Annotated in this window: 19 protein-coding genes; 4 read left to right on the top strand and 15 right to left on the bottom strand. The window is 62.0% G+C overall.

What is annotated here, in order from left to right; all coding sequences use genetic code 11:
• Positions 1-24 precede the first annotated feature (24 nt).
• Positions 25-1608 carry a glucan biosynthesis protein gene (locus tag HUN39_RS12465; RefSeq protein WP_175094829.1) on the top strand — a complete coding sequence of 528 codons (1584 nt, stop codon included), beginning with the start codon at positions 25-27 and terminating at the stop codon, positions 1606-1608.
• Between the two features lie 27 nt (positions 1609-1635).
• Positions 1636-2985, top strand: coding sequence for a glycosyltransferase family 4 protein (locus HUN39_RS12460; protein ID WP_175094828.1), 1350 nt, complete (start codon positions 1636-1638; stop codon positions 2983-2985).
• Between the two features lie 377 nt (positions 2986-3362).
• Here HUN39_RS12460 and HUN39_RS19600 read toward each other — a convergent pair whose 3' ends face one another.
• From HUN39_RS19600 to HUN39_RS12440, 4 genes are all read right to left on the bottom strand, one after another.
• On the bottom strand, positions 3363-4694 hold the full coding sequence (locus HUN39_RS19600) for a glycosyltransferase family 4 protein (RefSeq protein ID WP_175094827.1): 1332 nt from the start codon (positions 4692-4694) through the stop codon (positions 3363-3365).
• On the bottom strand, positions 4691-6079 hold the full coding sequence (locus HUN39_RS12450; RefSeq protein ID WP_175094826.1) for a glycosyltransferase family 4 protein: 1389 nt from the start codon (positions 6077-6079) through the stop codon (positions 4691-4693). Before HUN39_RS12450 ends, HUN39_RS19600 begins: the two co-directional genes overlap by 4 nt.
• A gap of 200 nt (positions 6080-6279) precedes the next feature.
• Positions 6280-6684: a hypothetical protein gene (locus HUN39_RS12445; protein ID WP_175094825.1), complete on the bottom strand. Its 405-nt coding sequence runs from the start codon at positions 6682-6684 to the stop codon at positions 6280-6282.
• A gap of 506 nt (positions 6685-7190) precedes the next feature.
• On the bottom strand, positions 7191-8486 hold the full coding sequence (locus HUN39_RS12440) for an adenylosuccinate synthase (protein WP_175094824.1): 1296 nt from the start codon (positions 8484-8486) through the stop codon (positions 7191-7193).
• A gap of 170 nt (positions 8487-8656) precedes the next feature.
• Here HUN39_RS12440 and HUN39_RS12435 point away from each other — a divergent pair, with 170 nt between their 5' ends.
• Entirely contained in the window at positions 8657-9130 is a 474-nt protein-coding gene (locus HUN39_RS12435) for a hypothetical protein (RefSeq protein ID WP_175094823.1), read from the top strand.
• 100 nt (positions 9131-9230) lie between these two features.
• Here the strand turns inward: HUN39_RS12435 and rlmH are convergent, their stop codons facing one another.
• The 4 genes from rlmH to HUN39_RS12415 all read right to left on the bottom strand — a co-directional run bounded on the left by rlmH (position 9231) and on the right by HUN39_RS12415 (position 12301).
• Positions 9231-9707: a 23S rRNA (pseudouridine(1915)-N(3))-methyltransferase RlmH gene (rlmH, locus tag HUN39_RS12430; protein WP_175094822.1), complete on the bottom strand. Its 477-nt coding sequence runs from the start codon at positions 9705-9707 to the stop codon at positions 9231-9233.
• 66 nt (positions 9708-9773) lie between these two features.
• Positions 9774-10202, bottom strand: a complete 429-nt coding sequence (gene rsfS / locus HUN39_RS12425) for a ribosome silencing factor (RefSeq protein ID WP_175094821.1) — start codon at positions 10200-10202, stop codon at positions 9774-9776.
• Between the two features lie 421 nt (positions 10203-10623).
• Positions 10624-11595, bottom strand: coding sequence for a quinone oxidoreductase family protein (locus HUN39_RS12420; protein ID WP_175094820.1), 972 nt, complete (start codon positions 11593-11595; stop codon positions 10624-10626).
• A complete protein-coding gene (locus tag HUN39_RS12415; RefSeq protein WP_175094819.1) occupies positions 11588-12301 on the bottom strand; it encodes a CDP-alcohol phosphatidyltransferase family protein in 714 nt (237 codons plus the stop codon). The genes HUN39_RS12420 and HUN39_RS12415 overlap by 8 nt, the downstream gene beginning before the upstream one ends.
• A 133-nt stretch (positions 12302-12434) precedes the next feature.
• On the opposite strand from HUN39_RS12415, the gene HUN39_RS12410 reads away from it, so the two are divergent.
• A complete protein-coding gene (locus HUN39_RS12410; RefSeq protein ID WP_175094818.1) occupies positions 12435-13712 on the top strand; it encodes an FAD-dependent monooxygenase in 1278 nt (425 codons plus the stop codon).
• A gap of 33 nt (positions 13713-13745) precedes the next feature.
• Here the strand turns inward: HUN39_RS12410 and HUN39_RS12405 are convergent, their stop codons facing one another.
• From HUN39_RS12405 to HUN39_RS12375, 7 genes are all read right to left on the bottom strand, one after another.
• Positions 13746-14246: an Hsp20/alpha crystallin family protein gene (locus HUN39_RS12405; protein ID WP_175094817.1), complete on the bottom strand. Its 501-nt coding sequence runs from the start codon at positions 14244-14246 to the stop codon at positions 13746-13748.
• 95 nt (positions 14247-14341) lie between these two features.
• Entirely contained in the window at positions 14342-17458 is a 3117-nt protein-coding gene (gene putA / locus HUN39_RS12400; RefSeq protein ID WP_175094816.1) for a bifunctional proline dehydrogenase/L-glutamate gamma-semialdehyde dehydrogenase PutA, read from the bottom strand.
• A 34-nt stretch (positions 17459-17492) separates the two neighbouring features.
• Positions 17493-17708, bottom strand: a complete 216-nt coding sequence (locus tag HUN39_RS12395) for a hypothetical protein (protein ID WP_175094815.1) — start codon at positions 17706-17708, stop codon at positions 17493-17495.
• A gap of 62 nt (positions 17709-17770) precedes the next feature.
• A complete protein-coding gene (locus HUN39_RS12390) occupies positions 17771-18580 on the bottom strand; it encodes a formylmethanofuran dehydrogenase subunit C (protein WP_175094814.1) in 810 nt (269 codons plus the stop codon).
• Complete coding sequence (fhcD, locus tag HUN39_RS12385; RefSeq protein ID WP_175094813.1) at positions 18577-19485, bottom strand: formylmethanofuran--tetrahydromethanopterin N-formyltransferase; 909 nt, start codon at positions 19483-19485, stop codon at positions 18577-18579. The genes HUN39_RS12390 and fhcD overlap by 4 nt, the downstream gene beginning before the upstream one ends.
• A complete protein-coding gene (locus tag HUN39_RS12380) occupies positions 19473-21110 on the bottom strand; it encodes a formylmethanofuran dehydrogenase subunit A (RefSeq protein WP_175094812.1) in 1638 nt (545 codons plus the stop codon). Before HUN39_RS12380 ends, fhcD begins: the two co-directional genes overlap by 13 nt.
• Entirely contained in the window at positions 21101-22201 is a 1101-nt protein-coding gene (locus HUN39_RS12375; RefSeq protein WP_175094811.1) for a molybdopterin-binding domain-containing protein, read from the bottom strand. Before HUN39_RS12375 ends, HUN39_RS12380 begins: the two co-directional genes overlap by 10 nt.
• Positions 22202-22318: the final 117 nt, after the last annotated feature.

Raw genomic sequence — 22318 nt, 5'->3', positions numbered from 1 at the left:
AAACTTCGTAACAAGGACGCCGAGATGGTCGACAAGCAGGATCGTCGCTCGTTTCTCAAAGCGGCGGCGGCGACGAGCGCCTTGGGCGCCGTAAGCGCACCTCGCAGCGCGGCGGCGACGAGCGTCTCAAATCTCCGGCTCGGCGAACCGCGGCCATTCTCTTTCGAGACGCTCAAGCAGACGGCGCAGCGCCTCGTCAAAGAGCCTTACCGCAAGCCGAATATCCCTGCCCCCGAGATCACCTCGCAGATCGACTACGAGAAGTGGGGACAGATCACCTACAACACCGATCACGCGCTTTTCGCCGACACCAAGGACCGCTTCCCCGTAGAGTTCTTCCACCTTGGGATGTTCTTCAAGAAGGCCGTGCGCATGAATGTCGTTGAAAACGGCGAGGCGCGCGAGGTTCTTTACGATACGAGCTACTTCAATATGCCGGCGGATTCGATCGCCCGCCAACTGCCGCCCGGCGCCGGCTTCGCGGGATTTCGCATTCAGGAGGCCAAGGACGGCGCGCTCGACTGGAAGAAGAACGACTGGGTGGCGTTTCTGGGCGCGTCATATTTCCGCGCGATCGGCGAATTGCGGCAATATGGCATGTCGGCGCGCGGCGTCGCGCTCGATACCTGGCAGGCAGGATCAAACGAAGAATTCCCCGATTTCACCGAAATTTACATCGGCCCGGAGACCGCCGACGGCGTCGTCCTGCATGCGCTGCTCGAAGGGCCGTCGATTGTGGGCGCCTATCGCTTCCTGATGACGCGCGGCAAGGGCGTCGTCATGGACATCGACTGCTCGCTGTATCTGCGCGGCGCCTTCACGCGCTTTGGCGTCGCGCCGCTCACCTCGATGTTCTGGTTCTCGGAGACTGCAAAGCCGACGGCCATCGATTGGCGGCCGGAAGTGCATGATTCGGACGGGCTGAGCATGTGGACCGGCGCGGGCGAGCGCTTGTGGCGGCCGTTGAACAATCCGAACCGGGTCATGGCGTCGGCGTTTGGCGACAATAATCCAAAGGGCTTCGGCCTGATGCAGCGCGACCGCAATTACGACCATTATCTCGACAACGTCTTCTACGATCGCCGTCCGAGCGTCTGGATCGAACCCAAAGGCGATTGGGGCAAGGGCGCGATTCAACTCATCGAAATCCCGACGGACGACGAGATCCACGACAACATCGTCGTCATCTGGGCGCCCGAGAAGCCCGCCGTTCCCGGCGCCTCCTTTGAATATTCCTATCGGCTGTATTGGCTTGCGGACGAGCCCTATCCGACCAAGCTCGCGCGCTGCGTCGCGACGAGGCTCGGCAACGGCGGCCAGCCCGGCAGGCCGCGGCCCAAGGGCGTCCGGAAGTTCATGGTGGAATTTCTCGGCGAGCCCCTCGCCAAGCTCCCCTTCGGGGTGAAGCCCGAACCCGTGTTATGGGCGTCGCGCGGAACATTCTCCTACGTGTTCACCGAAGCGGTTTTTGACAATGTGCCGGGCCATTGGCGGGCGCAATTTGACCTCACCGTCGAAGGCTCTGAGCCTGTGGAGATGCGCCTGTTCCTCAAGAACGGCGATGACGTGCTTTCGGAAAATTGGCTGTATCAATACCACCCGTTGTAACGTCGAGTATTTTCTCCGGAGACAATTATGGACAACAATAGCGCCGTAAGCCGCTACTTTTTAGATGTTTTATACAGCGAGTATTTTTATCTCAAGAACCACGAGAAACCAAAGAAGAGCCGGCTCAGAGATTTTTTTTTGAAGCGTATGCTCGAGTTCTATTGGTCGACAACCCGATTTATTGGGTTGGGTTTTTTGCATGACGGCCGATGGCAAACGACGAACCGCGTCGATCAGCTCCTTCGCCAACGCCCGTCCATCCCACGCAGCTCCTGCATTCAGGCTTCAGACTGCGGGAGGATGTTGATCGATGTCGCGTCTACCCATTTGTCGGGAAAAGAAACTGGGATCCAGCGGGTCGTGAAGGAAATTGCTTTCGCTGGCGCTGAAATGGGCGCGGCTCTCCCGGTTCTTCGTATTAAGGACAGGTTTTATCCATATTTCAGGAATGCGATCTCCTCGGATTCTGTTGAATTGGCGCCCGGCGACATCTTGCTGCTTTTGGATGCGCCAGCGGCGGATTTGGAGAGCTATTCTGCGGCTATGAAAGCCGTCAGAAGCCTAGACGGCCAAAACGTTGTCTGCATATACGATCTGCTACCGAAAACGATACCATGGTCGTTCAGTCCCGAGCAGCTGCAGCATTATGAAAATTGGTTCAGCGCAATAGTTTGCGAGTCCGACGCAGCGGTTTGCATCTCCGAAACTGTAGCGCATGAACTGAAGGCGCACTTGACGGGCTTGCCTCAGCCCGTTCGAATGCCGGTCGGTTGGTTCCAGCTCGGAGGCAATTTCCGCTACAGTAAAACATTGCCCGTAGGCGCTGACGTCGCCGCTATCACGCGAACATCATCTCCGTTTTTTTTAAGCGTCGGAACGCTCGAGCCGCGCAAAGGGTACCATGTTTCACTTGATGCGATGGAGGAGTTGTGGAAACACGGGATCGACGTTCATTTCGTCATCGTTGGCCGTTACGGCTGGATGAGCGATGTTTTGCAACGAAGAATTCTTGAACACGAGGAGCATAGAAAGCGTTTGCACTGGTTGCAGAATGCAAATGACGCAGAATTGCACTGCTTGTACAGTTCCGCGCATGCGCTGGTCTTTGCTTCGATCGCAGAAGGATTCGGTCTTCCCATTATCGAGGCAGCAAATGACGGGCTGCCGGTGATTGCATCCGACATTCCTATTTTTCGAGAAGTGGGCGGCAAAAATATTTCCTATTTCAGAGCTTTAGATAGCTCAGATCTCGCGCGCAAATTGCTGGAGGCCATGACTAAGGAGAGGCAACCCCAAAAAATCGAAGTTCCCGGTTGGAAGCAGTCGACTCAGCAGCTTCTCGATATGGTGCGAACACAATCTTATCAGTTGAAATAGGTTCGTCCGCTTCATACGGTTTCGCCAAGCGCGCTCCTTGCTCGTCGATAGCCGATATTCAGTGGCGCCATGAAGCATTGCTAAGCGGCCATCAAGAGATGTTGAACCGCCCCGGGTTTGCCGGGGGCTGTTTCGCTTGGGGCGCGCGCACGGGTATTTGAGAAGTTATCCAGACGGTTTGGGCCTGCGCATATTCACGCTAATAATTGCGGACCCTTATGCAATGTGATGAACGTGCCAGCGCCGGACGTCATCGAAGCCGCCTTCGCTCGTCGCAGCCGCTATAAGGCAAAGGACAGCGACGAAATATTCCCCACGCTCCTTGATTCGACCAATGACCCGCGCTCAGCGGACATCGTCATCGGGGCGTTCCGATTCTAGGAAGCAGCCGAATGGAGATCATTCCGTATCAATCCCAGTAGCGCCTGAGACGATTGTTTCCATGATAACACCGGCAGCGGTCTTCCGCGTCTTCCAGATGCAAGCGACTCGACAATCCGCGTTCCCAATGAGTCGGCGTCGAGCATATTAAAATAGGTGATCGACTCGCCTCCCACTTCATGGAAAATTTCAATGTCGCTTGCAATGACGGGCGCACCGGCGCGCGCCGCCTCTATCAGCGGCAAGCCAAAACCTTCCGCATAGGATGCGCAGATGACGGCATGAGCCTTTCGATAAAGGCAACCCAGTTCCGCGTCGCTCGCATCGCTGAACCAAAACAATCGGCCGCCATGCTCAACATGCTCGCACAAGCGCCGCTCGAGAGCCGCCGTGTTCCATCCCCGTCGGCCGACGATCACAAACGCCACGTCGATCCCCCGCGCCCACAGGCGCTCAAACGCCGCAAGCGAGAGAGCCTGACCTTTATTTGGCGCAAGCGTTCCGACGCTTAGAAAAAAAGTGCGAGAACCGTCACAGATCATTTGAACGCGCGCCGTAGGATTTGTTTTTTCCTCTTCAGTAAAATCCGCTCCGAGCTTCCATACTCCGACCCTCTGTCCCTGTTTTCGCGCGAGACCGCGTTCCTCGCAATGCTGCTCAAACTCCTGCGCGACGCTGCTCGAAATTGCTGCGACGGAATCGCATGACAGAACGATCTCCTCGAACCATTTGCTGAAGCCGCTCCGCAGCCTCGCAGGAAAGCCCGCCGCGTAAAGAATGGGAAAAAGATCGTAGAGACAGACGACGTTTCGACCGCCGTTGGCCCAGACCAAGTCAATGATCGGTCGATATTCTGAGACGTAAATCCAGCCAGCATCGAGTAGAAGAAAAGTATCCCCGCTTCGAATATCGATAGCTACAGGCTCACTGGCGTCCGCGGTATGGCAACAGAGGCGGCCGTCGATAATCGTCACGGGAAAGCCTTGGCCCGACGCGATCGCCGCTTTCGCGACTTCCCGAACGACGCGCTGAATGCCAGTGCCGACGTCGCTGCGGTATGTCGGCGTTACGTCGATTAGCAAGCGTCCGCAGTCCGCGTTGCTAACTATGTTCTGATCGACCAACATCCACGACGGCGGCGCCTTTTGTTCCTCCCCACCCCATCCAATAAATTTCCAGACTCCCCGCAAAAGCCTAGAAATCGTCCAATATAGTTCACGTATCCGATCGTAAATCGCCTTGAAGCGAGCGTCGACGCTTTGGCGATCTCGTTCACAGACCTCCTCATAAAGTTGCCCAAGGAGGTAAGAACGTATGGCTTCTTTCACTGCCCTACCTCCACAGCCGAGTTCTTGGAAGTTAGGAGCCGCACCGCTTCGGCGTCGATTTGATAGGCGTTGTCCCGCAACATCCCAGCCAAGGCGTCAGCCGAAGCCTGCCAACTGACGAAGGAAACCCGGTGAGGCGCGTTCTTTGCGGCCAGTTCCGCTCGCACATGCGTTGCGAGCGAATGGGAATCGAGCAGGTCGAAATAGACATGGCCCTCGCCGCCAATTTCACGCAGCACTGGAATGTCGCTCGCGATGGCGCGCGTCCCATAATATGCAGCTTCCACCAGCGGCATGCCAAACCCCTCGGCAAAAGAAGGAAAAATTAGCGCCCGCGCAAGTGGATAGAGATATACAAGATCGACGTCGCTGGCGTTATCAAGCCAAAAGAGCTTCCGGTTGAATTCCGCGTGTTCACGGATCCGGCGTTGTAACGCGCGTGTGTTCCAGCCACAGCGGCCAGCGATCACATAACGCACATCGCACCCTTCCGCCCAAAGCGTTTCGAATGCGTCCAGAGCGATGGAATATGCCTTTCGCGGCTCGAGCGTGCCGACGCTCATGAAGAACGGCGCCTGCATCGAGGCGATGCGCTGTGCGATTGGCGAAGGCGAGGATTGGGAGGGCGCACGAAAATCCGCGCCAAGCGGCCACCAGCCAATTCGCATGTTGGCAGGGGGCGCAAGATGCTCCTCACGTATATATGCCACAAGATCCAGCGCCACGCTGTGCGAGATGCAGACGATCGCATCGCAGCGCATCAGAACGTCTTTAAACCAGGGAACAAAGGGAGCGCTATTTTTCGGCGCCGTAGCGGCCGGATAACGTAAGGGAATAAGGTCATAGAGGCAGCCGACGACTTCGGCGCCAGCATCATGCGCTGCGCTCAAGAGCTGCGGATATTCCTCGACGAAGCCCCATCCTGAATCGAGCAGCAACAGCTTATCGCCCGATTGCAGTTCAACCGCGTCGGGCAAATTGTCGTGCTTGAAATGGCCGTAGAGCCGGCCCCCTTCAAGATAGACCGGAAGCGCTTCGCCGCTTTCAACGCAGGCGCGCGCGATTTCGCGCACGACGCGCTGGACGCCCGTATGGCCGCGAAAACGATGCGTCGCCGTCATATCGATGAGCAAACGATTGCGCGCCGCCGGCGCCGGGATGCCGCCTTCAAGCCGCGTGCGCAGCGCCTGCGCTTTGACCGCATCCGGCTTGCGCCAGCGCCCGTCATGCAGGCGGCCAAGACCAAAGAGGCGCGAGAGCGTCCAATAGAACTCCAGCGCCTTCCCGTAAATGAAACGCGTGCGCGGATCGACGTCATACTGCTCGATATCGCTCAACTCGCGATGCATTTCTTCCAGCAGATAAGCTTCGATCTTTTCCTTCATTCCCGCTCTCCACACGTAGCTCCCGCCGCCAGCCGTTCGTACGGCGGCGCTTCGGCCGTAACAAGGGCGCGGCGCCAATGATGCTGGCTCGCTTCAGAGCGCTGACTGACCTAATGTTCAAGTGGGCTCAGACGCAGGTTCGCCTGATAAAGACGGTAGCTCGTGGAAGAATTTTACAGCAGTGGGCGGATTGACTCGAGCTAAAGCGTGCGGCCAACGGCCACTCTGCTGGAAGGCATCGGAAAAATCACGATATTTCCGCCCTGCCCCGATGCGGCGATCACCGCCGCCGCCGCAATCTCCGCCGACGCTTCGCTGACACAGCGCCGGAAAAATGAATGGGCGGCGCCGTCATAATTCATGCTCAGCAAGTCATGGGCGCATTGTTCCGCGCGCACGAGCGAGACTTCCGCCAATGGCGGCACAGGATCAGCGCCCGACAATTTGGAGAATGCGTTCAACTCGCTTTCAAGCGCTCGGCGCGCAAAATCCGGCAGCGCCGCGAGCACTTGGCGCTCGAAATGGGTGCGAAGCTTATTCGCGGCGTCTTCAAAGAATGCGCACGCTCGGCTGTCCGTCAAAAGCTTAGCATTATTCGCATTCATCCTACACCCTTCCCGAAGCGCAAAGTCTAGGCTTTAAGACGCAAGCAAGACGGAAGCCTTATTGCTCAGGCATCTACCTCAAATACATAATTACGGCAAACAAAAGGAGACGCTAAAATCATCGATCCAGCCGGCGCTTAGGCGCGGCGCTCAGGGTGTGGGACGCGTGTGGCATACAAGCAACGCCTGCGCCGCTTACGCGAAAACCAATGATGCTGACCGCTCACGAGATTAGATTTTCGGTTGCGCCGATGAGGGATTGGAGAGAGTAACTTTAGATTTCAAATCGTTGAATCGCTGCGTGTGCAGTTCTGCGCACCGACTGTTCACTCTTTCTTCTTCCACGATAACTTGCGCAATGGCGCCCAGTCGTATGAAAGAATTTTCGCTTATCCCAGCGACGTGTTGGTCCGGAATCCGGGTTTGCTCGTTCAGCCCCCTGAGCGCGTGATCGAGAACGGGAAGGCATGATCAGGTCGAACCCTCCATTGAGGGAGAGGGTATGCTCAATCCTGAAACGGATTGTGCACGAGGATCGTGTCGTCGCGTTCGGGACTCGTCGAAAGCAGAGCGACCGGCGCCTCGATCAGCTCCTCCACCCGGCGGACATATTTGATCGCCTGCGCCGGCAGATGCGCCCAGGAGCGCGCGCCGCTCGTCGATTCCTTCCAGCCGGGGAAGCTTTCATAGACCGGCTGCACGCGCGCCTGCGCCGCTTGCGAGGCGGGCAGCCGCTCGATGCGCTTGTCGTCGAGCATGTAATGCGTGCAGATTTTGATTTCGTCGAAACCATCGAGAATGTCGAGCTTCGTCAGCGCGACGCCGTTGATGCCGGACGTCTTCACCGCCTGACGGGTCAGCACGGCGTCGAACCAGCCGCATCGGCGCCGCCGTCCGGTGTTGGTGCCGAATTCGCGGCCGCGATCGCCGATCAACTGGCCAATCTCGTCATGAAGCTCGGTCGGAAACGGGCCGCCGCCGACGCGGGTCGTATAGGCCTTGGCGATGCCGAGCACATAGCCGATCGCGCCGGGGCCAAGTCCCGAGCCGCTCGCCGCCGAGGCGGCGACGGTGTTGGACGATGTCACGTAAGGATAGGTGCCGTGATCGACGTCGAGCAGCACGCCCTGCGCGCCCTCGAAGAGGATGCGCTTTCCGGCGCGGCGATTGTCCTCGAGCAGTTCCCACACCGCATCCATGAACGGCAGGATGCGCGGCGCGACGGACAGCAGCTCCTCGCGCAAGGCGCGAGGATCGACCTGGGGCAGGCCCAGGCCGCGCCGCAGCGGATCGTGATGCGCGAGCACGCGCGCGATCTTGTCGTCGAGCAGATCGGGCTCGGCGAGATCCATGAGGCGAATCGAGCGGCGCCCGACCTTGTCCTCATAGGCGGGTCCGATGCCGCGCTTGGTCGTGCCGATCTTGACGGCGTTTCCGGCGGCCTCCTCACGATGCGCGTCGAGCTCGCGATGCAGCGAGAGGATCAGCGGCGCATTTTCGGCGATCTTGAGATTCATCGGCGAAATGTCGACGCCCTGCTCGCGCAGCCGGTCGATCTCGCCGACGAGGAAATGCGGGTCGACGACGACGCCATTGCCGATGACGGAAAGCTTGCCGGGCCGCACGATGCCCGAGGGCAGCAGCGCAAGCTTATAGGTCACGCCGTCGATGACGAGCGTGTGCCCGGCGTTATGACCGCCCTGAAAGCGCACGACGACGTCGGCCTCCAGCGACAGCCAGTCGACGATTTTGCCCTTGCCCTCGTCGCCCCACTGGGCGCCGACCACCGCCACATTCGCCATGGCCGTATCTCGATCTCCAAACAGAAAAAGCCCCGCGCGGTAACGCCGGGGCTCGTTACCGCCGGGGTTTAGCGCATGCCGCCGGGTCGGTAAAGGCCCGGCCAATCGGCCCGCAAGCAGGAACTTCGAGCGGTCTTTTCGGTTGGAAACAAATAAGGGGAGGTAGATGCATGCCGACCACGGTCGCTCGCGTTGCACAAAACACCGATGAGGACATCAACCGCGCCATTCGCAAGGAAACGCAGGCGCGGCTGTCCTATTTCGCCAAACACCCGGAGAAGATCGACGAACGTCTCGAGGAGCTTGATCGGGAGTGGGACATCGAGCGGGCGCTCGAAGCCAACGCTTCCTCTTTGGCGCTCGTTGGGCTTGCGCTCGGCTTAACGTCAGATCGCCGCTGGCTGGCGCTGCCGGTTCTGGTGAGCGGCTTCCTTTTCCAGCACGCTCTGCAGGGCTGGTGCCCGCCTTTGCCGCTCCTGCGTCGAATGTCGTTCCGAACGGCCGAGGAAATCAGTCAGGAGCGCAACGCGCTCAAGGCGCTGCGCGGCGATTTCGACAAGGTCAAAAAGGCCGGCAACAAGGTTCAGGAGGCGGCGCGCGCCGCCGGGCTCGGCTGCGAGATGCACGGACGGACCGTGCATTAGGACCTATCGCCACTGGCCCGCCCTGAGTGATCTGCGTCCTCCTCCCGCTCCGCGACGCGAAAGGCGCAGTTGGAGGGCCATGATCTGGCGACCCAAATCGTCAGGCGCGATGATACGGGTGCCCTGAGAGTATCGTCATCGCCCGATAAATCTGCTCCGCCGCGAGAATGCGCGCCAGCTGATGCGGCAGCGTCATCGCGCCGAAGGAGAAGACGGCGGTCGCTCGGGCGCGCACGCTCTCGTCGAGCCCTTCGGCGCCTCCAATTGCAAACCACAGCGCCTTGCAGCCTCTGTCGCGTTCGGAGGCGATGAATTGCGCGAAGGCTGCGCTGGTCTCCGGCCTGCCCCGTTCATCAAAAGCCGCAAGCCGCGATTCGGCGGGCAGCGCCGCAAGCAGCTCCATCGCTTCGCGCGACGCCCGCTCGGCTCCGGAGGCCTTGCTCTCGTCGATTTCCTTGAGTTCGAGACCTTCGAGGCCCAGCCGCCGCAAGGCGCGGATGCGCTCGGCATAGCGCGCGAAAAGCTCACGCTCGGGACCCGCCTTCAGGCGGCCGACGCAGATCAGTCCCAGTTTCATCCGACGCCAGGCGAGACGAGAAGCGGGACGGGCAAGCGATCCCAAGGACGCTTGCGTCCGCTCCCGTCAGACCAGGCGAATCTCCACCGGTCGGTCGCCGCCCCACATCTTTTCGAGATTGTAGAACTGGCGCACCTCGGGACGAAAGATGTGGACGATGACGTCGCCGGCGTCGATCAGCACCCAGTCGCACTGGGACAGGCCTTCGACGCGCGGGGCGACGACGCCCGCGGCCTTGAGGGCCTTGATCGCCTTGTCGGCGATGGCGCCGACATGCACGGTCGAACGGCCCGTCGCGATGATCATGTCATCGGCGAGCGCCGTTTTTCCGCGCAGATCGATGGAGACGATGTCCTCGGCCTTGGTTTCGTCCAGGCTGGCGAGAACCTTTTGCACGATTGAGCCGGCCAATTGGGCGCTTGCGCCAATTTCCGGTCGGAGCGGACCACGAGCCGCCCCCGGATGAACACCTGTCGACAGCGTTGCAACCCTCATGCTTCGCGGCCCCACGCCCAGGAGAGCCGGCCGCCACACAAGGATGGGGCTCTTACCGAAAAATTGCAATAGAAACTGGGGGGTTGTCGAGAGGGGCTAAGAAAAAAGCCCGGCTCAAGCGCCGGGCTTTGGAAGGCGGTTCGGGCTAATCGAGAGGCGGGAGGAACCTCAAAGCCGGAACATGGAAATCATAATCGATTTGCGAAAAAAGCGTAGGACGAAATTGTCGCCTGGCCAGCTGGCGTCGCGAATAGCGGGGAAAAACTGCTAAACTCGTGCCGCGAGAGGCGCGCGGACGGCGCCCGATTCGGCTAAGGTAACAAAGCGTTGCGAAGCGCATCCGTCGGCCCAGTGCTTAAATTGCAACACAAGTCAAGTTTGTCGCTAGAGCCCTGCTTTCGCCGGTCCCTTTATGGCGAAATCATGGAATTAGAACCATGGAGCCGCTGGTGGCGCGTGATTCGAGCGCGGCGTGCACCTTGGCGGCGTCGGCGAGCGGATACCGCGCGGGCTCGGCGAGAGTCACGAAGCCCCGCTTCACCGCATGGACGAAATCATCCATCATCTCCTCATAGTCGCGCCGGCGGGCGATATGGGTGAAGAGCGAGGGACGGGTCGCATAGAGCGATCCTTTCAGCGCCAGAAGTCCGAGATCGAACGCCGCGATCGGACCGGAGGCTGAGCCAAAACTTACGAACATGCCGAACGGCTTCAAGCAATCGAGCGAAGCCGGGAACGTCGCGCGCCCGACGCCGTCATAAACGACATCACACAGCTTGCCCTTGGTGATGTCGCGCACGCGCTCGACGAAATTCTCCTCGCGATAGAGAATCGTGCGCCGCGCGCCGGCCTCCTCCGCGATCTTCGCCTTTTCAGGAGAGCCGACGGTGGCGATGACCTTCGCCCCGAGCGCGTTCGCCCATTGGCAGAGGATCTGCCCCACGCCGCCGGCGCCGGCATGGACGAGAACGCGATGACCTTTCTCCACCTTGAATGTCCTGCGCAGCAGATATTGCGCAGTCAGCCCTTTCAGCATCATCACCGCGCCCTGCTCATAGCTGAAGGATTTCGGCAGATGGACCACTGAGCCGGCGGCGATGTTGCGCGCCTCCGAATAGCCGCCAAGCGCGCCGACGTAAGCGACCCGATCCCCGACCTTGAAGTTCTTCACATTCTCGCCGACGGCGATCACCTCGCCGGCGCCTTCATGTCCGGGGATAAACGGATATTCCGCCGGATAAGCGCCGGTACGGCGGTAGACGTCTATGAAATTGACGCCAATGGCGGCGTGGCGGATTTGCACGTCGTCGGCGGTCGGAGCCGGCAGATCGATGTCTTCCATGACGAGCGCATCCGGCCCGCCGGGTTGATGCACGCGAATCGCCTTAACCATCATCCTCCCCTTTCGCGATCGCGCCGCCCTCGCGAAAAAGCGGCAAAGCGAGAAAATAGCCCCCCGTCACGACCAGAGCCGCCTTTACGAAGAACGAGGCCGCCGCAAGATCCTGTGCGACCGCCGCGATCGCCGCCGCGCCCCAAACGCCGGTGACGACGAGCGTTACCAGTCGTAGCCGCTGAACGCGCAGCGGATGAACAAAGGCGACCGGAACGAACATGAAGGCCGCCGTCACGAGAACCAGCGTGAGACTCGCGGCGGCCGGCGGCCGCAGCACGAGAAGATAGAAGACCACGATGTTCCACAGCGACGGAAATCCGCGAAACCAGTAGTCCGCCGTTTTCATTCGCCGATCCGCGAAATAGAGCGCCGAACAGGCGCAGACCGCGGCGCAAACGGGCGCGGCGAGCGCCGGATCCAAGAGGCCGGAGCGCCATAGCGCCACAAGCGGCGTGACCACATAGTTGAGAAAGTCGACGACGAGATCGAGCGCGACGCCGTCGATGAAGGGCGCCGTTTCAGTCACTCTGAAATGCCGCGCCAGCGTTCCGTCGACGGCGTCGACGACGAGCGCTGCGCCGAGCCAGGCGAACATCGGCGCAAAGCGGCCGTCCGCCGCGAGGAACAGCGCGATCAGGCCGAGCGCCGCGCCGCTCGCCGTGAACAGGTGGACAGAAAGGCCGATGAGGCGAGAAGACGTCACGGGCGCCGAGACTGGAGAAGCGGGACGTGAGCCTAGCACCGCCCCCGCGCCGAGCCAAAGCCATCCTGCTCGCGCCGGTCCTGCTCGCGCTCCGAAGACTCTCTCGCTATAACAGGCGCAGGAGACGGATAAGATGACAGCGGCGCACGAAAACATCAGATCGGAAATTCTCGTCGCCGGCGCCGGGGCGACCGGCCTTGCAGCCGCGCTGGCCTTCGCGCGTGCGGGATTGAAAACGACCCTCGCCGGTCGCATTCCGCCGCCGCTGCCGGGACGCACGGTCGCCTTGTTCGAAGCGTCCGTCCGATTTCTCGATGCGCTCGGCGCGCTGGAGCGCGTCAGAGCGCGCGGCTGCGCCGTCGAAGCGATCCACATGATCGACGACACCGATCAGTTTCTGCCGGTGCCGGAGCTCAGCCTGCGGGCGCGCGAGATCGGACTGCCGGCGCTCGGCGTCAATGTATCGAACGATGACCTCGTCGCCATTCTGCTGGATCTTTGTCGCGGCCGCTCCGAAATCGCGTTCGTCGACGCCGACATCGCGGATTATGAATTCAACGGCGACGGCGCCGTCGCCATTCTCGCAGACGGACGCCGGCTCGAGGCGGACTTCATCGTTGCGGCGGACGGGCGCAACAGCCGCGCCCGCGCGGTCGCCGGCATCGACGTGAAGGAATGGACCTATCCGCAGATCGCGCTCACCATGATGCTGCGCCACGAGTTCCCGCACGAAAATGTTTCGACGGAATATCACACGCGCTCGGGCCCTTTCACGCTGGTGCCGCTGCCCGCGCGAGAGGATGCGCCGAATCGTTCGAGCCTCGTCTGGCTGATGAGCGTCGCCGACGCGCGGCGGCGCCTCGCCAAGCCCCGGGAGGAGCTCGAATATGAAATCGAGGATTTCGCCAAGTCGGAACTGGGCGCCATGCGCATCGAAGGCGACATCGGGCAGTTCCGCATGGGCGGCATGCAAGTGTCGAAGCATGCCACGGGCCGCCTCGCGCTCGTCGGCGAGACATGTCACATCTTTCCGCCCATTGGCGCGCAAGGACTGAATTTAAGTCTGCGCGACGTCGCCGATCTCGAGGATTGTCTCGCGAGCGTCGATCTCAAGAATCCGCGCGAACTGTCGCGGGCGCTGGCGCGCTACGATCGTCACCGGCGCGGCGACATCGGCTTCAGAACGCATGGCGTCGACCTGCTCAACCGGTCGCTTATCATTCCCTATCTGCCGGTGGATTTGCTACGCGGCGCGAGCTTCATCGCTATGGCGGCGCTCGGGCCGCTGCGGCGCGCGGTCATCCGCGAGGGCGTGTTGCCGCATCTCGTTCTGCCGCGCCTGATGCGACGGCCGGCGCACAAGCAAAATATCGCCGGCGCTCCGCACGGACGCGCCGGCCTGCGATCTTAAAGGCTGCGCTTGAGCGCCGCGGCTAATGCGGCGCTACTTCGCGGCAATCTTGATCTTCTTTTCTTCCTGCTTGGATTCCGGCGTTTTCGGCAACTTGATTTTCAGCACGCCCTTTTCGAAGTCCGCGGTGATTTTCTCCGCGTCGACTCCTTCGGGAACCCTGAAGGCGCGCCGGAACGAGCCGTATCGGCGCTCTGAGCAGTAATAGCCCTCCTTCTTTTCTTCCTTTTCTTCATTCTTCTCGCCGGAGATCGACAAGACGCCGTTGGAAAGCTTCACATCGACGCTCTTCTCATCGAGCCCCGGCAGTTCGGCGGTGATCTCGTATCCACCATCCTTTTCGACGAAGTCGACCGGCGGCGTCGCCCCCGACATCAGTCGGTCAAACGGCTGGAAATCGGCCAAGCTTCTACGCGACGGAAAGTCGTCGAAGAGACGATCGAACTGGCGCCGGAAGGATTCGAAAGGATGCCAATCGAAAACGCCGGCCTGCGTGGACTCTCGTGACGCTGGCAGCTTGCTTTGTTCGGCCATGCTGATCTCCCTCGTGAACGACGATCGCCAAGCAATCTAAAACTCAGCAACGATGGCGCTGACGATCGATGTGGAAACGTTAGTGAAGTGGAGCGTCAGAGGTGTGACTTCAACGGGCGTGTTTGCGCCACTTTGTCGCGATCAAGCTCGTCAGACTCTCCAAGCGCCAATAACCCGGCGTCGCCGCCTGACGACGCGGTGTTGATCGTTAGCGTCGTCTCATGAAGAAAGCGGAGAAGATAATCCGGCCCGCCCGCCTTTGGACCGGTGCCGCTCAGACCAAATCCGCCGAAAGGCTGACTGCCGACGACCGCGCCGATCATGTTGCGATTGACGTAGATATTGCCGGCCGGCGCTTGGCGCGACAACGCGCGAATGCGCTGTTCGATGCGCGTATGCATGCCGAGCGTGAGGCCATATCCACTGGCTTCGATGTCCGTGAGCAGTTGCGGCAGGCGCTCCGAACGCCACGTCGTGACATGCAGGACGGGTCCAAAGATCTCTTCCTGCAAATCCTCGACGCGATCGAGTCTGACGATATGCGGCGCGACGAAAGTTCCTGTAGTCGGCGCAACGCCAGCGTAAAGAATTCGCCCGGCTGCGCGCTGACGCAAAAGATAGGCGTCGAGTTTGCCCTTCGCCTCGACGTCGATCGCCGGGCCGACATGCGTGCCGATCTCGCGCGGATCGCCGACCCGCAACTCGCGCGCAGCGCCAATCAGCGTTTCGAGGCAGACGGGCGCGATCTCCTCTTGCAGGCACAAGAGCCGCAAGGCTGAACACCGCTGGCCCGCCGATCGGAAGGCTGACGCCATGACGTCGTCGACGATCTGTTCGATCAGCGCCGTCGAATCGACGATCATCGCATTGATCCCGCCCGTTTCGGCGATGAGCGGCGCGATCGCGCCATCTCGCTCGGCGAGCGTGCGATTGATCCGCTGCGCAACTTCGACCGAGCCGGTAAAAACGACGCCGGCGGTCAGCGGATCGGCGACGAGCGCGGCGCCGATCGCGCCATCGCCCGGCGCAAAATGCAGCACGTCCTTCGGAACGCCGGATTCGCGCAGGAGCTCGATCGCCATGGCGGCGACGAGCGGCGTCTGCTCGGCGGGCTTGGCGACGACGCAATTTCCCGCGACGAGCGCCGCTGCGACCTGACCGATGAAAATCGCGAGCGGGAAATTCCAGGGCGAAATGCAGATAAAGACGCCGCGTCCATGCCGGCGCAGAACATTGGCTTCGCCCGTTGGGCCCGGCAGCGGCATGTCAGCGCAGAGAATTCGCGCCTGACCGGCGTAGTAGCGGCAAAGATCGGCCGCCTCGCGCACCTCGGCGAGCGCATCGTCGAGAGTCTTGCCGCCCTCGCTTTGCAACAAGGCGATCAACGGGCCGCGCCGCGCCTCAATCAGATCGGCCGCGCGTTCGATCATCAGCGCCCGCGCCTCGAATGGAGTCCTGGACCATTCTGGGAAGGCGCGCGCCGCCGTCGCGACCGCAGCATGCGCCGCAGCTTCATCCGCCTCGACCACTTCTCCGACGACGGCGCCGTCGATCGGCGACAGGACCGGGCGCGCCGTAGTTCGCGACTCGACGCTCGGTCGCGCGTCAGGCGGCGGAACTGGCGCGCGCGTCTCGTCGATCAGCGCCGCAAGCGCGGTCCGATCGCCGAACTCCACGCCTTTCGAATTGGCGCGCTGCGGCAGGTAAATCTCGCTCGGCAGCGGAAGACGGGGATGGCGCGCGCGATTTGACGCGCCGAGCGCTTCATATGGGTCCGCGATAAGCGCGCTCTCCGGCGTCTCGGGATCGGCGGCGCGCGCGACGAAAGAGGAATTGGCGCCGTTTTCGATCAAGCGCCGCACGAGATAGGCGAGAAGATCGCGGTGCGGACCGACCGGCGCATAGATTCGAACGGCGGCGTCGCTCATTTCCGCCAGCGACTCATAGAGCGACTCGCCCATGCCGTGCAGGCGCTGAAACTCGAAGTCGCGCCGCGCGCCGGCCATCGTCAGAACCGCGGCGACGCTGCGCGCGTTATGCGTGGCGATTTGCGGGAAGAGACGCGGTTGGTCGAAGAGCCGCGCCGCGCAGGCGTCGAAATTAAGGTCGGTCATCGCCTTGCGTGTGAACACGGGATAATCGGCGAGACCGCGCTCCTGGGCGCGTTTGATTTCGCTGTCCCAATAGGCGCCCTTGACGAGACGCACCATGAAGCGCCGATGGTTCGCTTCCGCGAGCGAGGCGACATAGTCGATCGCGGGCATCGCGCGCTTCAGATAGGCCTGCACCGCGAGCCCGAATCCGTCCCAGCCGGAAAGCGACGGGTCTTCGACGACGCGTGCGATCACGTCCAGCGAAAGTTCGAGTCGATCCGCCTCCTCCGCGTCGATGGTGAAAACGAGATCGCGCTCTTTGGCGAGGCGCGCGAGGTCAAGCAACCGCGGCGGCAACTCCCGCAACACGCGTTCGCGCGAAATCGCCTCATAGCGCGGATGCAGCGCCGAGAGCTTGATCGAAATTCCGGGGCGCACAGGGAGCCCGGAGCTTCCGGCCGAGTCGCCGATGGCGCGAATGGCGTGGGCGTAGGCCTCAAAATAGCGCTCGGCGTCTTCCGCCGTCCGTGCCCCTTCGCCAAGCATGTCATAAGAGAAGCGCTCGCGCCGTCCCTGCTCCCGTCTGATCGCCGCTTCGATGGTTTCGCCAAAGACGAAATGAGCGCCCATCAGCCGCATCGCCTGACGCGCGGCGGCGCGCAGCGCGGGCAGGCCCAGACGCCGGGCAAGGTCGGCGACGAGCCCGCGCGGCTCCGTGACGTCGACGATACGCGCCGAAAGTCCCAGCGCGAAGGCGCAGGCCTGAATGAGCAGCGCGTCGCTCGATGTCTCGTGATGGGAGAAATCGCCCTCGGCGAGCTTATCAGCAAGGAGTTGATCGGCGGTCGCATCGTCGGGCACGCGCAGCAGCGCTTCGGCGAGCGCCATAACCGCCAGACCCTCCCGCGAGGAGAGCGAGAATTCGTGAAGGAAATCTTCGACGCCGCCGAGCGGATCACGTTGTGCGCGAATGCCGCGCACGAGCGTCAGCGCAGCTTCTTCTACGACCCGATGTGTCGCAGCATTCGGACGCGAACCGAGAAAGGCTTCAGCGAAGCTCTCGTCGGGGGGCGCGTAAGGCGCCGCAAAGGGCGCTGGCCGATCGTCTTTTCGATTCATTCGCCATGGAACCGACCGCGCCCGCAGGCCTCGATCAGATCTTGTCGCCTTCCTCTCCCGGCCGCGCGCAACGCCACTTCGTAACCGTCAGTTGCGGGTGTTCGCCGCACCATTGAGCGATATATGGCATCGCCTGCATCACGCAATTGCTGGTCGAGCCCGAGGTCGATTCGAGGACGAGCTTGCGCTCGTCGCAGGCGGCGGGCTGCGCCAGCGTGCAGACAGTAAGGATGAGTTCGACGAAAATCATCGCAATCTCCTTGCTCAGCGCCCGCTCGAGGGCGTTTCGCTTCTTAGCAAGGGTAATGCCCGTCAGTCGGCGGTCAATATCTCGCCCTTGCCATAGACCGCCGTGTCGCCGCCATAGCGGCGGAGCTTGCGCGACAGGAGATCGGCGGCGGGGGCGCTATGATCCCTGAGAGAGCGTGCGAAAAGCCTCGCGAAAGTAAGCTCATGCGCGCCGCAGTCGACATAGGTCGAACCGAAGCAGCCGCCGCGCGCGAGCACGATCGAGCCGCGTTTGTTGAGATAGCCGATCCGCCCCTTGGCCTCGCCTAAAACCAGGATCGTGCCGGCAATGACGCGTGCGCCGAGATCTTCGCCAGCGTCGCCCTCGATGACGAGAATGCCGCGACGCAGCCGGTCGCCGGCGCGTTCGCCCGCCTTGCCGCGCACGACGACGCGCCCGCCAGCCATGCCGGCGAGTTCGCCTGCGAGCGGACCGGCGAGGAAATCGCCGACGTCGCCCTTGATCTCCATCTCGGCGCCAAGGTTGCCGGATGCTGCATGCGGCCCTGCGTTCCCGGCGACGGTGATCCTGCCGCCCTTGGCCAGACGGCCGCACTGCGCCCCGACGTCGCCTTCGACATGAATCGCAAAGCCAGGCAGAAGCTTCGCGCCGAGAAGATCGAAGCGGGAAGAGCCGCCCTCATAGCGAACAGTCTTCAGATCGCCTTCCGAAATCTTGAAGAGGTCGCCGACTTTCGTCGAAATGCGCGTGACGCCGAGCTCGATCGCTTCGATCTGCGCGACGGATTTTCCCGCAAGGCGGTCGGGCGTCAGCGCCGAGAGATCGACGCGCTGCGGCGGCTCCTGGCGAAGCGTGAAGGTAAAGGGCTTCACGGCAGCAATTCCTTCAGATGATAATGAAACGGTCCGAGCTTGCCGCCGTAATTGCCGGCGCCGACGCGCTTGGCGCCCTGCTCCGGCCCCATCTCGATGATGGCGTGAAGCCCCGCGCGCATCGCCTCGCGCACGGCGTTGTCGGTCAAGCCGTCGATGACGATTTCGAGCACGCAGCCGATATCCGCGTCGAGCTCGCTTTTGGTGACGCCGCGCAATGTCGGGCAATAAGCGTCATTGGTCGACGCGCTCATGCCCTTGTATTTCGAACCGACCTTTGAGCCCGAGCGCACGATGCCGCCGGGGAACGGCGCAATCGCGTCCGCGACGCCGTCGATCGCCGAGACGGCGGCCTCGGTCGCGCGCATGGTTTTGTCCCAGTCCGCGCCCATGATCAAAAGATTGCCGCCGCCCACGGATTTCTTGGTCAGGCCGACCTTGCCTTCGCAGAAAAACTCTCCGTCCATGACTGGCACGCGCCAATAGCGCCGATCGTCGACGACCTTGGACATCTGCCACTTGTCGCCAAACTGGCGCACCGCGTCGCCGACCTTGATCTCGAATTCGCCGGCGACCGTCGAATAGACCGCGGAGCCCGGGCAGGTCAGCACGCATTGGCCGAGCCGGTTGACGAGCTGCTTCTCCGCGTCTTTCGACGACATGGCGAAGAGCAGCGCGCGAACGCCTGGACGTCCGTCCGGCGTTTCTTCGGGCGGCACTTCGCGATCGATTCCGGCCTCGCAGCCGCAGCCGATGACCGACGTTGCAAAACCCGTCATCGTCAACGCCGCCTGCCGCGCCCATTTGGCGTTCGGCGCAGTGATCAGAATGCCCGTCCCGCTCATTGGGAAGGCTTCGGCGAAATTGTCGTCTATCGTCACGCCGTTGCGAATTATATCCGGCATGGAACCTCCGCAAAGGCGTCCTTGTGCGGCAGCGCGGCGTCGGGCACGTCAAAGATGCTGCGCGGCAGACCGTAAAGGTCGTCGTAATAGGAATCGAGGCGATTCGTGATCCGCTGATCGTAACGCGGGCGAATATGCAGCGTCTTGCCGCGCGTGTAATGCGAGACTTGGCCATCGCGCACGATGAGGGCGCCGTCCTTGAAGACCAGGGCCGCGCGCCGGAACATGCCGGCAACGTCGCGTCCAGGCTTATAAACGGCGATGTCGGCGACGGCGCCTGGACTGAGCCGGCCGCGATCTACGAAGCCAAAGAGCTTCGCGGCGCCGGATCGGCTCATCTGCGCGATTTCGTAAAGCGTATATTCGCGCGAAATCGATGGCAGCGTCGTGTGCTCCAGCACGTCAGCCGGAAGGCGCGCAAGATGCTGCGCGCGAAGATCGGCGCTCATCAGCAGCGCGAAGAGCTCCGGATAGGTGGTGAACGGACCGCCGTTCGGATGGTCGGTCGTGAAAAACACCTGCTCGGGATTATCAATCAGCAGGAAGAGTTCGAGCCCCGCCGCCCATTGGATGGCGTTGTAGTAATTCGAAATCTTATAGGCGTAGGGAACGATGCCACCGCCATTGGCGTCGCCGTCGAAGATCGCGCCCTTCTTCGGGATCGCGCCGGGCAGGCTGTTGAACTGCTTTAGAACGTCCGACGAGATCGTCACCGTGTCGGAAAACATCACCTGGCCGACGTCAACGCTCACATTCTTATTGGCGTTGATCTTCTCGGCGAAGAGCGCGCCGGCCGACGAGAAGCCGTTCTTGCCTTCCTTGCCATAGGCATAGAACTGCACATGGGCGAGATGCAGCGGCAGCCCCTGCGCCGCGTCGATCGTGGCGAGCGCCGTGTCGATATTGCCGGCAAGGCCGAGATTGTTCATGTGCAGATGCAGCGGATGGGCGATGCCCACCGCCTGAGTCGACTTCTGCAGCGCCTGGAAAATCTGGCGCGACGTCAGCCCGTAAAAAGGCACGACGTCGTCAAGCCCGAAGGCGCGCATGTTCTCCTTGAAGGCCTCGACCCCACCCGGATTGATGCACTTCAGGCCGAGCGAACGGGTGTTCTCGACGGTTTGGGCGACATAGTCATTGATCGCGCCGTCGGTCTCGCCGTCGCGCAGCATGCCGAGCAGAAAATCGTCATTGCCGAGCACGGTGAGCGCGCCCTTGTCGATGATCGGCACGTCGTTGAATTCGAGATGGGTCTGCAAGGCGTGATGCGGCGCCATCGCCGGCTCGACGACCGTGGTGAAGCCCATCTGCGCATAGAGACGGCCGGTCTCGTAGCTCGACCATTTCGCGGTCGAAAGCGGCGTGTCGGCGAGCCGCGCGCGAATCGCGCGATGCAGCTCCGGCAGCAGCAGTCGCGCCGTGTTCACATTGCCGCCGGCGATGTGCGAATGGATGTCGATCGCGCCGGCCATCACGATATGGCCGGAGACGTCGATCTCGTGATCGGCGCTGCGCCCTTCAGGGCGCTCGACGATGCGGCCGTCCTCGAACCACACGTCGCCGATCGCGTCCTGGCCGGTCGCCGGATCGACGATATGGCCGCCGCGCAAAACTGTCAGCGCCATGCGCCCTCCGAAACTTCCGCCATGATGGCGCCGATCGCCTGCGCGACGCTCGGCGCGTCGGTCGGCGCGCTGGCTTTGCGCAGCGTCATGCCGCCGGTCTCCTGACTCATCAGCACCGCGTCATGCGTGACTCCGGGCTGACCGACTTTAATGAACAGCCCGCGAGACGGCGAGGTATGCGCCGGCGCAAGCGTGATGAGCGGGATGTCGGCGCGAGACCAGGCGGGTTTTTCGTCGTCGAAGGCGGAAATCCACAGCGCCGCATCGGCCTCGCCGCTGTCGACAAGCCGCGTGGCTTCGAAACGCCAGGGGTCGTGCTCCGGATACCCACGGCCAAAGCCCGTGCGCGGCGGAAAGCCCGTCATCCAGCCGGCGGCCTGGGTCACGCCCGAAGCGCCGCTACGGCCGCCGATATGAACGCCGGTGAATCTGGTCGTGGCGTTGAGTTCGATCACCAGTCCCTGCATCATTTCGATCGCCAGCGGATCGAGCGTCGACGCCGACCAGACGAAGACGCCAAAGCGGGCGTTTCGCAGCCTCTCCACGAGGTCGTCAATGAGCGCGACTTTTTCGGCGCCCAGGGCCACCGGCCGTCCGCCGAAGCGGGCGCGCCACGCCGCCAGCACGCCGGAAAGTTCCTGCACAGAGGCCGGAATGACCTTTGCGCCAGGGACGGCGTTCGCTTCCTCGCCTTCCGGCCCGACCCAAATCACCTTGCGCGGCTGCTGCGCTTGCGCCCCGCGGCGCGGCGGCTCGGCAAGCGCAAGGCGCTCCAGCATTCCAGGCCAGGCGCGCGTCAGCCCAGGGCCGATCAGCACGACGCAATCGCCGCGAAGGCGCGCCTCATTCGCCGTCGTCGTGAACATGCCGAAGGAACGCTTAACGTCGATATCGGCGAGCGTTTCGCGCGACGCGAGATGGTCGAAGGCGCCCTTCAACCGCTCGGCCAACAGGATCGCGGCGCGCGCGCCGGCGACGTCGGCGCCGAGGCCGGCGACGAGCGGAAAGGCCGCCCCACTGAGAATTTTGGCGGCATGTTTATAGGCGTCGCCAAGCGCAATCGCCTTGCCGTCGAGCGTCGCTGTCTCCATTCCTACCCCGATTTGCGACCTGCCCCGGCCAAGCTCAAAAGCTTAACGGCGAAGTGAACGCTATCCATTTGTTTTTTAGCGTCTACTCGCCGAGCCGGGCGGCTCCTCCCGCGATTT

This window comes from Methylocystis silviterrae, assembly GCF_013350005.1.
Lineage (GTDB): Bacteria > Pseudomonadota > Alphaproteobacteria > Rhizobiales > Beijerinckiaceae > Methylocystis > Methylocystis silviterrae.
Note: the sequence above shows the minus strand (reverse complement) of the source record. Positions and strands in the feature narration are given on the sequence as shown.